Annotated in this window: 11 protein-coding genes; 3 read left to right on the top strand and 8 right to left on the bottom strand. The window is 70.6% G+C overall.

All coding sequences use genetic code 11. The features are described from left to right. Positions 1 to 83 precede the first annotated feature (83 nt). The 3 genes from QQ657_RS23775 to glf are packed head-to-tail and all read right to left on the bottom strand — an operon-like array spanning position 84 to position 2,801. The gene (locus QQ657_RS23775; protein ID WP_284744435.1) at positions 84 to 1,070 is read right to left on the bottom strand and encodes a decaprenyl-phosphate phosphoribosyltransferase; all 987 of its coding nucleotides are present in this window, start codon (positions 1,068 to 1,070) and stop codon (positions 84 to 86) included. Beyond that, on the bottom strand, positions 1,067 to 1,585 hold the full coding sequence (locus tag QQ657_RS23770) for a phosphatase PAP2 family protein (RefSeq protein WP_284744434.1): 519 nt from the start codon (positions 1,583 to 1,585) through the stop codon (positions 1,067 to 1,069). The genes QQ657_RS23775 and QQ657_RS23770 overlap by 4 nt, the downstream gene beginning before the upstream one ends. Further along, on the bottom strand, positions 1,578 to 2,801 hold the full coding sequence (gene glf, locus QQ657_RS23765; protein WP_284744433.1) for a UDP-galactopyranose mutase: 1,224 nt from the start codon (positions 2,799 to 2,801) through the stop codon (positions 1,578 to 1,580). The genes QQ657_RS23770 and glf overlap by 8 nt, the downstream gene beginning before the upstream one ends. A gap of 79 nt (positions 2,802 to 2,880) precedes the next feature. Here glf and QQ657_RS23760 point away from each other — a divergent pair, with 79 nt between their 5' ends. Beyond that, on the top strand, positions 2,881 to 4,890 hold the full coding sequence (locus QQ657_RS23760) for a DUF6541 family protein (RefSeq protein ID WP_284744432.1): 2,010 nt from the start codon (positions 2,881 to 2,883) through the stop codon (positions 4,888 to 4,890). Positions 4,891 to 5,038: 148 nt separating this feature from the next. On the opposite strand, the gene QQ657_RS23755 is transcribed toward QQ657_RS23760, so the two are convergent. Beyond that, complete coding sequence (locus QQ657_RS23755) at positions 5,039 to 5,935, bottom strand: LLM class flavin-dependent oxidoreductase (RefSeq protein ID WP_284744431.1); 897 nt, start codon at positions 5,933 to 5,935, stop codon at positions 5,039 to 5,041. 96 nt (positions 5,936 to 6,031) lie between these two features. Here QQ657_RS23755 and QQ657_RS23750 point away from each other — a divergent pair, with 96 nt between their 5' ends. After that, positions 6,032 to 6,829: an HAD family hydrolase gene (locus QQ657_RS23750; protein ID WP_284744610.1), complete on the top strand. Its 798-nt coding sequence runs from the start codon at positions 6,032 to 6,034 to the stop codon at positions 6,827 to 6,829. 56 nt (positions 6,830 to 6,885) lie between these two features. Here the strand turns inward: QQ657_RS23750 and QQ657_RS23745 are convergent, their stop codons facing one another. From QQ657_RS23745 to QQ657_RS23735, 3 genes are all read right to left on the bottom strand, one after another. Then, a complete protein-coding gene (locus tag QQ657_RS23745) occupies positions 6,886 to 7,614 on the bottom strand; it encodes a lysophospholipid acyltransferase family protein (RefSeq protein ID WP_284744430.1) in 729 nt (242 codons plus the stop codon). Positions 7,615 to 8,780: 1,166 nt separating this feature from the next. Then, positions 8,781 to 10,370, bottom strand: a complete 1,590-nt coding sequence (gene wsfD / locus QQ657_RS23740) for a glycan biosynthesis hexose transferase WsfD (RefSeq protein ID WP_284744429.1) — start codon at positions 10,368 to 10,370, stop codon at positions 8,781 to 8,783. Continuing rightward, positions 10,367 to 12,061: an ArnT family glycosyltransferase gene (locus tag QQ657_RS23735; protein WP_284744428.1), complete on the bottom strand. Its 1,695-nt coding sequence runs from the start codon at positions 12,059 to 12,061 to the stop codon at positions 10,367 to 10,369. The genes wsfD and QQ657_RS23735 overlap by 4 nt, the downstream gene beginning before the upstream one ends. A gap of 163 nt (positions 12,062 to 12,224) precedes the next feature. Between QQ657_RS23735 and QQ657_RS23730 the strand changes: the two genes are divergently transcribed. After that, a complete protein-coding gene (locus QQ657_RS23730) occupies positions 12,225 to 14,111 on the top strand; it encodes a DUF6541 family protein (protein ID WP_284744427.1) in 1,887 nt (628 codons plus the stop codon). Between the two features lie 66 nt (positions 14,112 to 14,177). On the opposite strand, the gene QQ657_RS23725 is transcribed toward QQ657_RS23730, so the two are convergent. Further along, complete coding sequence (locus tag QQ657_RS23725) at positions 14,178 to 15,155, bottom strand: lysylphosphatidylglycerol synthase transmembrane domain-containing protein (protein ID WP_284744426.1); 978 nt, start codon at positions 15,153 to 15,155, stop codon at positions 14,178 to 14,180. Positions 15,156 to 15,197 lie beyond the last annotated feature (42 nt).

The following is a 15,197-nucleotide window of genomic DNA, read 5'->3' as shown; positions in this document are numbered from 1 at the left end:
GGGCGCACTGCCCGCCCCCACCACCTCAGGGTGCGCCCGTCAGCTGTGCGTCACCTGAAACGAACCTGTCGATCCGCCATGAGTCACAGGTAGAACGAAAGGAACAGCGTGACCACCCAGGTCGCGCCGAGGACCTGCAGGATGCGGTCCTTGAGCGCGATCTCCTCGGGCTCGCCCGCGATGCCGCCGTCGACGTCGACCGCGTAGCGCAGCACCGCCACCACGAACGGGACCATCGAGATGAGCGCCCACACCGAGTTGTGCTCGGTCTGGCGGATCTCGAACGCCCACAGGCAGTACGACATGATCAGGATCGCCGCCGACGTCGCCCAGACGAACCGCAGGTAGCTGGCCGAGTACTTCTTCAGCGACGAGCGGATCTTCGCGCCGGTGCGCTCGAACAGCATGATCTCCGCGTAGCGCTTGCCGGCGACCATGAACAGCGAACCGAACGCCGTGACCAGCAGGAACCACTGCGAAAGCGCGATCCCGCCCGCGACACCGCCGGCGATCGAGCGCATCAGGAAGCCCGAGCCGACGATGGCCAGGTCGACCACCGGCTGGTGCTTCAGGCCGAAGCAGTAGCCGAGCTGGACGGCCTCGTAGACCCCCAGCACCACGGCGAGCTGCCAGCTCGCCGCGAACGACACGCCGAGGCCGGCCAGGAAGAACACGACCGCGGCCCCGTACGCGACGGGGACCGGCACGATGCCGGCCGCGATCGGCCGGTTCCGCTTGGTCGGGTGGGCCCGGTCGGCCTCGACGTCGATGGCGTCGTTGATGAGGTAGACCGAGCTCGCCACCAGCGAAAACGCCACGAAGGCGACGATCGCGTCGAGCAGGAGGCCCGTGCGGTCGGTCGACTTCGAGAACGCGAAGAACGGGGCCGCGAAGACCAGGACGTTCTTCACCCACTGCCGGGGCCGCGCCGTCTTGATGACGCCGCCGACCAGGCCGAGGGGGCCGCGTGCGGCGGTCCCCGTGCTCGCCTCCGCCGTCACCGGAGTCTCCGGTGCCTCAGGAGTCACGGCCGCTTCGTCGCTGTTGCGCTGCTCGGTCGTTTCGCTCATGGATTCTTCTTCAGCTTCCGTCGTATCAGACCACCGACGAGCCCCCCGAGGGCCGCACCGGCCAGAACGTCTGTCGGATAGTGAACGCCGAGCACGAGCCGCGAGGCGAGCATCGGCGGTACCAGGGCGGGCACCAGGTTACGCCCGGTCAATCCCGAGTAGAGCACCGCCGCCGCTGTCGTGGACGTCGCGTGCGACGACGGGAAGCTCAGCTTGCTCGGCGTACCGACCAGTACCTCGACGCTCGGGTGGTCCGGTCGCGGCCGCCTGACCACGCGTTTCACCGCGATGGAGGCGGCGTGCGCGCCGACGACGCCCGCCGACGCGATCAGCCAGTCCTTGCGCCGCTTCTTGTCGACCACGGCGCCGATCAGGCCCAGGCCGAACCAGCCGATCGCGTGCTCGCCGAAGTGCGACATGCCGCGCGCGGCTTTCACCGAAACGTCACTCTTCAGAAAGCCCTGCGCCTTCGAGAGGACAGCGACCTCACCCGTCGGGGTGCCCTTCTCAAGCATCGAGGGACCCGTCGAGCGGCGCGCCGTCGGTCAGGTGCGGGGCGATCTTGTTGTCGAACGCCGACAGCGCCGACCCGATGGCCATGTGCATGTCGAGGTACTTGTAGGTGCCGAGACGGCCGCCGAACAGCACGTTCTTCTCGCGCGCCTCGGTCTTGGCCAGCTCGCGGTAGGCCTCGAGCTTCTCCCGGTTCTCCGGCGTGTTGATCGGGTAGTACGGCTCGTCTTCGTCGGTCGCGAAGCGGGAGAACTCGCGGAAGATGACCGTCTTGTCCTTGGGGTAGTCCCGCTCCGGGTGGAAGTGGCGGAACTCGATGATCCGGGTGTACGGAACTTCCTGGTCGTTGTAGTTGACGACCGAGGTGCCCTGGAAGTCGCCGGTCTCCGCGACCTCGGACTCGAAGTCGACGGTGCGCCAGGTGAACCGGCCCGCCGAGTAGCCGAAGTAGCGGTCCAGCGGCCCGGTGTAGACGGTCGGGGTGCCCGCCGGGATGTGCTCGCGGACGTCGAAGTAGTCGACGTTCAGCCGGATCTCGATGTTCTCGTGCTCGGCCATCTTCTCGAGCCACGCGGTGTACCCGTTGACGGGCAGGCCCTCGTAGGTGTCGTTGAAGTACCGGTTGTCGAAGTTGTACCGGACCGGCAGGCGCGTGATGATGTTCTCGCCCAGGTTCTTGGGGTCGTTCTCCCACTGCTTCGCGGTGTACCCGCGGATGAACGCCTCGTAGAGCGGGCGCCCGACCAGCGAGATCGCCTTCTCCTCGAGGTTCTGCGCGGCGCTGGTCTCGAACTCCGACGACTGCTTGGCGATCAGCTCGCGGGCCTCGTCCGGCGTGTGGGACTTGCCGAAGAACTGGTTGATCAGGGCCAGGTTCATCGGGAACGAGTAGACCTGGTCCTTGACCCGCGCGAACACGCGGTGCTGGTAGTTCGTGAACTCGGTGAAGCGGTTCACGTACTCCCAGACGCGCTTGTTCGAGGTGTGGAAGAGGTGCGCGCCGTACTTGTGCACCTCGATCCCGGTCTCGGGCTCGGCCTCGGAGTACGCGTTGCCGCCGAGGTGGCTGCGCCGCTCGAGGATGAGGACCTTCTTGCCCAGCTCGGCCGCTGCCCGTTCGGCGACGGTCAGGCCGAAGAAACCGGACCCGACGACGACGAGGTCGTAACCTGCGAAATCGTCTTCAGTAATCTGTGCGGGGTTCGTGTGCGCGCTCACGGGCGTCGAGGGTACGCAGGTCGCTGACCCGGCCCGCACCCGACTATCACATTTCGGCCTACGACACACCTGGAAAGCAGTGCCTGCACCCGAGGACTTCTGGAGCTACTTCACCGCCGTGGCCACCTATCTGGCCGTGCTGGCGGTGCCTGGCGGCGTCGTCGGATGGGCCGCCGGGGTCCGCGGCTGGACGCTGGCGGGGCTCGCGCCGCTGCTCAGCTACGCCATCACCGGCCTGGCCGGCCCGTGGCTGGCGATCGCGCACGTGCCCTACGGCCCGCTGAGCGTCGCCGCCTGCACCCTGCTGCTCGCCGCCGTGATCCACGGCCTTCGCCGGTTCTCGATCGCCCGGGGCTGGATCACACCGGGTGCCGAGGAGCCGCCACAGCCGTGGACGCGCCGGGCGCACCTGGCCGTGGGTGCCTGCGTGGCGGTCGCCACGGCCGTGTCGATCGCCGTGGTGGTCACCGGCCGCGGCGGGACGACCGCGGTGTTCCAGCGCTGGGACACCGTCTTCCACGCGAACGGCATCCGCTACATCGCCGAGACCGGCGACGGCTCGCTGACCGGCATGGGCACCATCAACTGGTACCCGGACGGCTCGTTCTACCCGAACGCGTACCACCTGGTCGGCGCCCTCGTCTACCAGCTGTCGGGCACGTCGGTCCCGGTCACGCTCAACGCCGTGACGATGCCGATCGCCGGGCTGTTCGCGCTGGCCATGGTCGCGCTGGTGCGCCAGCTCGGTGGCCGCGCGGTGTTCGCCGGCAGCGCGGCGCTGGTGGCGGGCGGCGCGACGACCGGGGCGTACGAGTCGGTGTCGAGCGGGCTGCTGCCGTTCGCGCTCGGCATCGTGCTGACGCCGCTGGCGGTGGTCACGCTGCAGCGGTTCGTCGTGCGGCCGGGCGTCGACACCGGCGCGGTGCTGGCGCTGAGCGCCACCGGCCTGCTCGCGGCGCACTCGAGCGCGTTGTTCGGGGCGATCCTGTTCGCGTTCCCGCTGGTGGTGCAGCGCTGGTACCGGGCGCTGCGGGGCAAGCGCCTCGACGGCGTGCCCGAGCACCGGGCGGCTTGGCGGGTGGTCGGCGGCGACCTCCTGCGGATGCTGCCGGTGATGGTGGCGGCGGGCGTGCTGGCCGCGCCGATGATCCTCGGCGCGATCACCTTCACGTCCGGGTCGTACCCGTACCACGCGTGGGGCTCGCACATGCCGGTGTGGAAGGCGCTGGCGATGCTGGCGACGTTCAAGCAGGTGCTGCCGGTGCCGCAGATCTGGCTGACGGTGTTCCTCGCCCTGGGCGTGTTCACGCTGCTGCGGCTGCGGCGGATGCGCTGGGTGGTGCTCTCGGCGGTCGGGCTGTCCGCGCTGTTCGTGGTGGTCGCGTGCTTCGGCGGCGAAGACTGGGTGATCACCCTGTCGCGGCCCTGGTGGAACGACCGGTTCCGGCTGATGGCGCTGGCGGCGATCCCGATGTGCCTGCTCGCCGCGCACGGGATGAGCGAGACCCAGCAGTGGCTGGCGAAGGTCGCGAGCGGACGCGCCTGGGTGCGGGCGCGGCCGTGGCTGACCGGCCGGGTCGGGCTGGCGACGGCGGTGCTGCTGGTCGTGGCGATGGGCGTGCTGACCGGCGGGTTCTACCGCGCGGCCAACGCCAAGACCGTGTCGCTGCTGTACTACAACGGCCTGCCCGGCGAGACGGTCCCGCCGGTCAGCCAGGACGAGATCGACGCGATGGACCACCTCGGCACGCTGGGGATCCCCGCCGACCAGAAGGTGCTCAACGACCGGATGGACGGCACGGCGTGGATGTACGCGCTCACCGGCGTGCACCCGGTGGCCGGCCACTACGACGCGGGCATCGCTCCCCCGGACGCGCTCTACCTGGCCCTGCACTTCGGCGACTACGACAGCGACCCGGAGGTCCGGGCGGCGACGCAGCGGCTGAACATCCACTACGTGCTGGTAGGCAGCGGGACGATCCGCCGTGACACGCCGATCGCGCCGGGCTTGCAGCACCTGGACGGGCACGACTTCGTGAAGCAGGTCTACCGGAACCCGGGCGCCGTGATCTACCGGATCGTGAAGTAGCCCGGACAAGACAAAGCCCTCGTGGCCGCGGCGCCCCGTGCCGCGGCCACGAGGGCCCTCCGTCCCCCAACCACCCCCGGGGTGATCTCTGACGTCTGCAGTGAAGGACGCCCGTGGGACGGCAATCGGTTTCCCTGCTACTCAGATGTCACCCGTTCGGACTAGCGTGGAGCTCCGGCAGCACGTCGCTCGCCACCTGTTCCAGCACGGCTTCGCGGCCTTCGTACGGCGAAGACGACCGCGGCCAGTGCGAGATGACGTCGGTGAAGCCCAGCTCCCCCGCGCGGCCGGCCGCGTCCCGGAACGCCTCGACGCTGCTCAGCGAGAAGACCGGCGACGCGTCCAGGCTCAGGTACCGCTGGATGCCCGCCCGCTCGCGGCCCACCGCGTCCAGCCGCTCGTCGAAGACCTCGGTGAGCTGCTTGATGCCGCCCCACCACTCGTCCTCGGTCGTGCCACCCTTGCCCGTCGTGACCCAGCCCGCGCCGAAGCGCGCCGCCAGGGTCATCGTGCGGGGGCCGTTCGCCGCGACCACGAACGGCAGCCGCGGCCGCTGGACCGTGCCCGGCAGGTTGCGGGCCTCGCGGGCCCGGTAGTACTCGCCGTCGAAGTCGAACTTGTCCGTCATGAGCAGCCCGTCGAGCGCCTCGACGAACTCGGTGAACCGGTCGACGCGCTGCTTCGTCGTCAGCTCCGGCGCGTCCAGCACCTTGCCGTCGTAGCGCTGGTGGTCGACGCCCGCGCCGACGCCGAGGACGAAGCGGCCGTCCGAGATGTCGTCGAGGGTGGTCAGCTCGCGCATGAACGGCACCGGGTGCCGCGCGACCGGGGACGCCACGAACGTGCCCAGCCGGATGCGGGACGTCACCATCGCGGCCGCCGTCAGGGTCGGGACCGCGGAGAACCACGGGCCGTCGACCAGGTTGCGCCAGCCCAGGTGGTCATACGTCCAGGCGTGGTCGAAGCCGTATTCCTCGGCGGCGCGCCACTTCGGCTCGGCTGCCCACCAACGATCTTCCGGAAGAATCACGATGCCTAGTCGCACACTGCCGGACCGTACTGGTACCCACCGACAATCGCTCGGACGGGGACGAGGCCACCCGGACGGGTCAGGGACAATGGGCGGGTGGAGAGACCTCAGTTGATCGCGTCCGACGTCGACGGCACCCTGCTCGGCCCCTCCGAATCCCTCAGCGCCCGCACCATCGCGACCGTCCGCCGGGCGATCGACGCGGGCGTGCCGTTCGTGCTGGCGAGCGGCCGTCCGCCGCGCTGGATCGCGCCCGTGGCCAAGCCCCTCGAACTGACCGGGTACGCGGTCTGCGCGAACGGCGCCGTCCTGTACGACTGCGGCCGCGAGGAGGTCGTCGCGGTGCACGGCCTGCTGAAGCCGGAGCTGCTCCACGACATCGCGCACGCGCTCGACAAGGCCCTGCCCGGTTGCCGGCTGGCCGCCGAACGCGTCAGTGCCGACGCCGACCACGAAATGCGCAGCTTCGTGATCGAGCCGGACTACCACAACCCGTGGGGCGACGGCGAAGGCCGCACGGCGCCGCGCGCCGAGGTGCTCGGGCACCCGGCGATCAAGCTCCTGGTCAGCCACCGCGGGATGTCGTCCGACGAGATGTCCGAGGCGATCAACGCCCTCTTCGACCGCGACGTCGACGTCACGTACTCGTCGTCGGGCGGCCTGGTGGAGCTGTCCGCGCACGGGATCACGAAGGCGACCGGCCTCGCCGACGTCGCCGAGCGGCTGGGCGTCGAGCGCGAGCAGGTGATCGCGTTCGGCGACATGCCCAACGACGTCCAGATGCTGCGCTGGGCCGGCCACGGCGTCGCGATGGAGAACGGGCACCGGGCGGTGCTCGCGGTGGCCGACGAGGTCACCGGCCCGGCCGGCGACGACGGCGTCGCGCAGGTGCTCGAGCGCTGGTTCTAGCCGTCTTGCGGGGGTCCGGGTGGCGGAGCCCCCGGCCCGGGGCGAAGCCCCGGATGTCAGCCGCGGTCGAGCTCGGCCGCTTCCTCCGGCGTCGGCGCCGTGCCGCCCAGGTGGGCGGGCAGCCACCAGCGTTCTTCGTCGGACGCGGGCTGGTCCGGGTACTCGGCCTGGGCGCGGTCGACGAGCGCGCTCATCCGCGTGCGCAGCTCCTTCGTCACGACGTCCCAGTCGTCGCCCTTGGCCGGGTGCAGCGGCTCGCCGATGAGGATCGAGACCGGCACGTGGCGGCGGGTCAGGTCCTTCGGCCGGCCCTTCGTCCAGAGCCGTTGCGTGCCCCACAGCGCCATCGGCACGACCGGGACGTCCGCCGCCGCGGCCATCCGGACGGCACCCGACTTGATCTCCTTGACGGTGAACGACCGGCTGATGGTGGCTTCGGGGAAGACGCCCACGACCTCGCCGGCCTGCAGCTTTTCGAGCGCTTCGCGGTAGGAGGCCAGGCCTGCGGAGCGGTCGACGGAGATGTGGTGCATCCCGCGCATCAGCGGCCCGGCGATCTTGTTGTCGAAGATCTCCTTCTTCGCCATGAACCGCGTCAGCCGCTTGGCCGGGCGCGCGCCGAGGCCGCAGAAGATGAAGTCGAGGTAGCTCACGTGGTTGCACGCGATGACCGCACCACCACGGCGCGGGATGTGCTCCGCGCCCTCGATCGTGATGCGGTTGTCCAGTACCCGGAACATCGTCCGGGCCGCCGCGATCACGGGCGGGTACACGAGGTCAGCCATCCCGCCAGGTTACGGGACCGTAGGTTGTTGGCCGTCGTTCAAGCGGTGAAGGACACAAACCGGGCGAAGCTCACGCCCACTAGGCTGCCGGGTGTGTTGCCAGTGATCGAGGAGCCCGCCTCGCCCGTCAGACGAGCCGGCCACCGGGTCGCGGTGTACCTGGGCCTGGCCACGGTGACGCTCCTCAACCTGATCTCCTACGCACCCCTGCAGCCGAACGCGCACGAGAAGGCGTGGGGCGACGCCGCCGAGTACTACCAGATGTCGGTGCAGACCGGCGCGCGCGTCGACAACCCCTTCGCCCTGCGGATGCTCAGCCCGTGGCTCGTCCACACCGCCAACCGGCTGACCGGCATCTCCCTCGACTCCGTGTGGCTGGCGTTCACCTTCGCGCTGGTCCTCGCCGCGGCGATCGTCTTCTTCGAGTTCCTCTGGGTCCGCCTGGACCTGCGGCTGTACACCTCGGCGCTCGCCGCGACCGCGCTGGCCTGCACGTTCTGGTACGCGCCGTACGCGTTCGGCAACCCCTACCTGGTCGACCCGCTGAACAACCTGCTCTACCTGGTCGCGCTGTGGCTGCTGTTCGACCGGCGGCTGATCTGGTTCGCGGTGGTGATCGTCATCGGCACGATCAACAAGGAGACGACGCTCCTGCTCGCGCCGCTGTACCCGCTGGCGGCGTGGACGCGGTCGCGGTCGCTGCGTGACAAGCAGGTGATCGGCGGGCTCGTCGCCGTCGTGGTCGCGGCCGGGCTGTACTTCGCGTTCCGGCTGTGGGCCCAGGCACTGATCGGCGGCGACTACGGGTTCGGCGCCGGGCAGGCCAACAGCGGCCTGCTGGGCAACATCCGCTTCGCCCTGTCGTCGAACAAGGGCATGGACCAAGCGGCCCTCTACAGCACGTTCGGTTTCTTCTGGCTGATCTTCGCCTACGGCCTCTACCTCGAGTACCGGCGGAACGGCACCCGGAGCCTGCTGCTCGTGTCCAGCGTCTGGCTGGGGCTGTGCTGCCTGGCCGGGCGGCTGGTCGCCACGGACACCCAGCGCGTCTTCGTGATGCTCGCGCCGCTGGTCATCGGGCTGGTCGCGGTCGTGCTCGACCGGCACCGCGGCGACGCCCGGCGCCTCTGGGTCGGCGTGGTGTTCTTCCTGTACTTCGCGGTGAACTACAAGCTGGCGTCGTCGTCGACGATCTTCCTGGTCGGCTTGGCCGGGCTGCTCGTCTTCGTGCTGCTCGAGGTGCCGCCGTTCTGGCCGAAACCGCCGTCGAAGCGGGTCGGACAACACGACGTCGACGGCCCGCCGACCGAGGAGTTCCTGCCCCACCGGGGCTCACTCGAGCGCGACTGAGGCACCGCCGCCAGCACGAGGGCCAGCAGGATCGTGAACAGCGCGACGGACTGGTGCTTGATGCCCTCGATGCCGTCGCCGAGGGCCGCGGCGCCGAACTGCGTCAGCGAGACGGCGAACAGGAACGCCAGCACCACACCGAGCGCGCCACGGCGCTGCGTCCAGGCTCTGACCAGCACGAACAGCCAGATCGGCACCAGCGCGAACAGGCCGAGCGGGCTGAGCAGGCCGGTCAGCCACGACACCACCGGCACCCGGTACTCCTGCGCGTGCGGCGCGAAGCCCGCCTCCTGGTCGAAGCTGCCGAGGTAGTCCGGGCGGGCGGTGAGCTGGTCGGTCGCGGCCCGGTTCAGCACCTCGAGGGTCCGCCCGGGGTGGCTCGCGAAGTACGCGACGACGTTCTCGCGGGTCAACTGGCCGCGGTACCGCGGGTAGAGCGGGTCCATGGTCGCCGGATGCGGGTGCCACCAGCCGTTGCCCGCGTACTGCGCGAACGACGGCGGCAGCCCGAGCGCGGCCAGGTCGGCCTGGGTGTCGTGCTGGCCGTCGACGATGTTCAGGAAGACCGAGTTGAACACGTTGATCTCGCGCGAGTCGTCGCCGGGGAACTCGCTGTAGGTGCCGTCCGGCGCCCGGGCGGGTTCGACGCTCTGCTGCGCGGCCAGCGTCACGGCGCCGAGCGCGCCGACGACCAGCACCGCCGCCGCCCACCGCTTCGGCCCGCGCAGCGTGCCCGGCCGGACCAGGAACACGGCGAGCGCGAGGATCGGCAGGATCGTCAGCGTCTGGACCTTGGCGTTGACCGCCAGCACGCCCCCGGCGAACGTCACCGCCATACCGGCGTAGCTCCAGCGGCCTTCGCGCGCGGTCAGCAGCAGGCCGCCGACGATCAGCAGGAGACCGAGGAAGGCCGCGCCTTCGCCGAGCACCGCGGCGAAGTACCCGAAGAACGCCGAGTCGGCGACAACCAGCACCAGTCCGGCGGCCACGGCCAGCCGGACGCGCCGGGAGTACGGCAGGCCGAGCACGATCGCGGCGATCGCCCCCGCGGCGACGACGCTGCTCAGCAGGCCCAGCACGACCAGGCTGAGCGTCCCGGGCAGGCCGATCAGCCGGCCGATCCCGACGGCCAGGTCCGCGAGCCAGCTCTGCGTAAGCAGGTAAGTCGGCCGGCACGGCGTCGCCCCGGCCGCGGGCGTGTAGGCGAGGTGGACGAACGCCTCCGGCAGGCCCTTCCAGGTGATCCCGGCGCCGCACAGCACGCGACCGCCGTCACCGTTGTTGGACATCGCGACCGGGCGCGGCACCAGGAACCGCAGCACGAACAGCGCGAACGACGTCCCGAAGACCCCGATCCCGAGCTTCGCTTCGGCGCCGAGCCGGCGTTTCGGGACCTCGAGCTTCACGTAGGACAGGGTACGTAGCGGAAGTCCGGGCCCTTGTCGAGGTCCGTGACCACCGACTTCGCCTGCTCCGTGCGCGGGTACACCGAGACCCAGTAGGGCGTGCCGACGCGGCGGAAGGTGGCGACCTCGTACTTGCCGGCGTAGACCGGGTCGATCGCGCAGTGCTGGCGGTCGGCGTAGCCGCTGTCGGCGGGCACGGCGACGGTCGGGCGGCGGCCGTTGACGACGTAGTCGTAGTCGGTCGCGACGCCGTCGTCGTGCCGGCCCTCGCGGGCGATGTGGTCGTCGGTGCGGCCGAGGACGTCGATGATGAGCAGCTGCCCGCCGTGGGCCGCGAGCGCGCCGGGCGCGGCGGCGCTGACGACCGACCCGGGCGGCAGGTACCGGCCCAGCCAGCCGCCGACCTCGGTCAGCTCGGCGCCGTGCGCGCGCCAGTCGCGCACGCGGTCGAGCATCTCGGGGCTGAACACCGAGACGAGCACCGCGATGCCGGCGAGCCCGCAGGCGGTCACCGGGACGAGCCGCGTCGCGGCGGGCCACGCCCTCGGCCGCGGCGACGGCTTCGCGTCGGCGTCCACGGTGAGCACGCCGTACGCGCTGACGGCCGCCACCGCGATCAGCGGCGGTACCGGGGCCAGCAGCCGCCACGACGGACCGGGGTCGCCGCCGATCAGCACCGCGGCGGCGGCGACCGTGGCAGCCGTCGCGAACAGCAGCCAGATCAGGGCGCGGGCTTCGACGTCTGTGCCAACCGGGGGCTCCGCCACCCGGAACCCCCGAAACGCGGGTTGGGTGCGGCGCAGCAGCAGCGCGACCGCGGCAACCAGCCCGAGCAGGAGGAAACCCTGGTGCGCCAAGGCGAACCCGGACAGGTACGGCCAGCCACTGGCGACCTGCGAGCCGAACGGCCCGCCGAGCTTCGCGGCCAGCGGCGCGGGGAGGAAGTGCTGGTAGAACGTCGCACGCCAGGCCAGCCGCGGGATCAGGAACACCAGCGCGCCCAGGACGTAGCCCACCGGCGCCCACCAGCTGTGCTTCTTCCGCAGCGCGGCGCCGGCCAGCCAGAGCCCGCCCAGCACGGCGACCACCAGGCCTTCCGGGCTGGTCATCACGGCGAACGCGACGAGCACCCCGGCGACCACCGGGCGGCGCGCCGCGAGCGAGTAGCAGACGGCGAGCAGGAGCAGCACGAACAGCGGGACCTCGGAGCCGGACGGCCCGTAGACGGCGAGGCCGCCGGCGCTCGCGGTCAGCACCGCGGCGGCGACGCCGATCGCCGGCCGCCACTCGGCGTCGGCTCCCGCGACGATCCGGTTCACCAGGAGGTAGGCCACGAGCACGCACCCGAGCGCGGCGAGGACCCCGAAGACGACGGCGGTGGTCTGCACGTCGGCGCCGAACGCGGCCCGCGGCAGGGCGATCAGCACCAGCCAGAAGAAGTTCGTATACCCCTCGACGCGTTCTCCGGGGTTGAAGACCGGGCCGTTTCCGTCGGCGATGTTCTGCGCATAGCGGAACGAAACGAGCGCGTCCTCGGTGACCGTCGCGAACAACAGCTGGTGCAGCAGCGAAAGGCCGAGGGTGAGCGTGAGGACGAACCCGCGCCAGCCGCGGTCGGTGTCGAGCCGGCCCCAGGTGAGGACCACGATCGCGGCGAGGACCAGCCACGCCACCACGACCGCGTAGACCACCCGGCCCCCTTGTGAAGCTCGCTCCGCCCGGCGTCAGTCAAGCAGGGAAACGCACTCGTCAATATAACCCGTTCGGGTATCGCGAAGGGACATTCGCGAATCGTCCCGATCGGACTGCTCACCCCGGAGCGTTCTGCGGATCGTTGTCGGCTTAGTCTCCAGCGTGCTCTCCGTCTGCGTTGCCATTGTCGTCATCGCCGTCCCGGGCCTCCTGACCGGACTGGTCGCGGGATTGCGCGGCTGGGCCCTGGCCGGCTTGGCCCCGTTGCTGAGCTACGCCATCGGCGGCCTGACCGGACCGTGGACGGCGGCCCTCGGGTGGTCGTTCACGCCGGTGACGTACGCGGTTTCGACCGTCGTCTTCGTCGCGATCGCTTACGGTGTCCGGAAACTGACGGTCCGGCGTTGGGCGCATGAGCCGGAACCCGGGCTGTGGGACCGTCGCGGGCACCTCGCGGTGGGCGCGTGCCTGCTGTTCGGGGCGGCGGTGGGCTTTTACGCGACGCTGCGCGGCCTGGGTCACATCGGCGCGCTGCCCCAGGGGTTCGACGCGGTGTACCACGGGAACGCCGTCCGCTACATCGCCGACACCGGCGACGGCAGCCTGTTCGGCACGGGCCACGTGAACTGGTACGGCGACGCGGCGCCGGTGTTCTACCCCAACGCCTACCACCTGCTGGCGGCGGTGACGAACCGGCTCAGCGGTGCGTCGATCCCGGCGACGCTGGACGCGAACACGCTGCTGCTGCCGGGTTTGCTGGCGCTGTCGCTGGTGACGCTGGTCCGCGAGTTCCGCGGCCGCGCGGTGCTGGCGGGCGCGGTGGCGCTGACGGCGGTGGCGCCGGTGATGGGCGTCTACGAGTCGATGGACCGCGGGCCGCTGCTGCCGTTCGCGCTGGGCGTGACGCTGACCCCGCTGGCGGCGGTGGCGGTGCGGCGGTACCTGGAGCGCGTCGCGCCGGACACGGGTTTCGTGCTGCTGCTGGCGGCGGTGGGGTTGCTGTGCATCCATTCGTCGACGTTGTTCGGCGGGATCCTGTTCGCCGGGCCGCTGCTGGTGCAGCGCTGGCTGTCGGGCTGGCGCCGGATCGGCCGCGACCTGCTGGCGCTGCTGCCGATCGCGGTGATGTCGTTCCTCCTGGCATGGCTGCAGTTGTTCGGGGCGCTGGGCCTGGCCCAGAGCGACCTCCCGTACTACGGCTGGCCGAGCGAGTGGCGCGCGTCGACGGCGCTGGGCGCGTTGCTGGGGTTCCAGCACTTCGAAGCGCATCCGCAGGTGTGGCTGTCGGTGGCGCTGTTCCTCGGGATCGTGTTCTTCGCGCGGGCGGGCGCGTTGCGCTGGATCGGGCTGACGGCGGGGGTGACGGGCCTGGCGTACATGGCGGTGGCGTCGTCGAACGCCCCGCTGGTGATGGCGTTGTCCCGGCCGTGGTGGGACGACCCGTACCGGTTCTTTTCGATGGCGGCGATCCCGCTGTGCGTCCTGGCGGCACACGGCTTGGCATCGACCCAGGCCTGGCTACGCGAACACCTGCCGGCGCGCGTACCGGCGGTGGCCGTCGCGGTGGTGGTGCTGCTGGGTTTCGTGGCGCTTTCCAACGGGTTGTACTTCAGGTCGAACGGTGCCCGGGTGCACACGGGCTACCAGGCGGCAGACCCGTCGAAGCTGCACGTGACGCCGGGTGAGGAAGCGGCGATGGTGGAGCTGGGCAAGCTGGCGGCCCCGGGCGAGTGGGCGATGAACGACCGCTTCGACGGAACGGCGTGGACGTATGCGCTGTCGGGAGTTCGCACGGTGGCGGCGCACTACGACCAGACTTCACCACCTTCGGACGCCATATTGCTGGCTCAGCGGTTCCGGGATTACCGGACTGATCCCGCGGTGCGGGCGGCGGTTCAGCGGCTGAATGTCCATTGGGTGATCCTGGGTGACCCGTTGGCGGCTCCGGAACCGCCTTATCAGCCAGGGCTGATCGGGTTGGCCGAAGAGCCGTTCTTGAAGGAAGCCTGGCGCAATTCGGACGCGGTGATTTACCGGTTGCTGCCGTGAGCACGGAGTTGTCCACATGTGCGTAACGCCTGTGGACAACTTGGGGACAGCGGGTGGACAACCTGGTCAGGCTGCGGTGACCGCCGGGCGGGTCGACCGGGCCGCCACCGCTGCCAGGCCCGCCGTCAGCAGGTCCGCCACCGTGAACATCACCCGGGACGCCACCGCGAACGCCGTGGCCTGGCCGACCGTCAAGCCGCTCGCCGTCAGCACCGCCACCTGGGCCACCTCGCGGACGCCCACTCCGCTCGGGAGGATGAACGCGAACGTCCCCACCGTCATGGCCACCGCCATCGCGCCCACGCACAGGACGAACCCGCTGAAACCGGGCGTGCCCACCGAGTTCGCCAGGAGCCAGAGGTGGATGCCCTGCAGGCACCACGCCGCCGTCGAGGCGCCGAAGACCTTGCCCACCACGCGCCAGCTCAGGGGGTGGGCCAGGGGTGGGCGGCGCAGCAGCTTCAGCACCAGGGACGTGCCCCAGGTCAGGATCTTCGGGTGCAGCATCGCCAGGCCGACCGGGATCAGCACGAACAACCACAGCGCGCGGGGGCTGTTGCTGAACACCGCCGGCGCCGCCAGGAGGGACACCACCAGCGCCGACACCATGCCCACGCCCAGCTGGATCAGCGAGCCCGTGAAAATCCGGGCGCGGGCCAGGCCCGCCTTGCGGCCCAGCTCCATCTGCAGCAGGTACGCCCAGACCGACCCCGGCACGTACTTGCCCAGCGAGCCGACCAGGCAGATCTGGGCCCCGCGGGCGTAGCCGATCGGCTTGCCCAGGTCGTCGACCATCACCTGCCAGCCCCAGGTCGACACCATGATCGCCGCGACCAGGGCCACCAGGCTGAGCAGCGACGACTGCCACGCCACGTCGCGCAGGGTGTGCCAGAACTCGCCCCAGTTGGACGCCAGCTGCTTCGCCGCGAAGCCGATGACCAGCAGGATCGCGACCCATCTGACGACGTCGAGGATCTTCGCCTTGGTGGACTTCCGCTGCTTTCCGGCAGCCGGGAGCTCCTCCGGCGTCTCAACTGTCGTCATCGACGGTCTCCTCAGGTCTGAGGCTTGTTCTGGTGCTGAACA

Source organism: Amycolatopsis ponsaeliensis (assembly GCF_030182635.1).
GTDB lineage: Bacteria > Actinomycetota > Actinomycetes > Mycobacteriales > Pseudonocardiaceae > Amycolatopsis > Amycolatopsis ponsaeliensis.
This window is presented reverse-complemented; position numbering and strand designations above follow the sequence as displayed.

Bases quoted from the DNA above. Each gene is read 5' to 3' on its own strand.
- QQ657_RS23775 (WP_284744435.1), bottom strand. From the start codon at position 1,070: ATGAGCGAAACGACCGAGCAGCGCAACAGCGACGAAGCGGCCGTGACT.
- QQ657_RS23770 (WP_284744434.1), bottom strand. From the start codon at position 1,585: ATGCTTGAGAAGGGCACCCCGACGGGTGAGGTCGCTGTCCTCTCGAAG.
- QQ657_RS23745 (WP_284744430.1), bottom strand. From the start codon at position 7,614: ATGGCTGACCTCGTGTACCCGCCCGTGATCGCGGCGGCCCGGACGATG.
- QQ657_RS23725 (WP_284744426.1), bottom strand. From the start codon at position 15,155: ATGACGACAGTTGAGACGCCGGAGGAGCTCCCGGCTGCCGGAAAGCAG.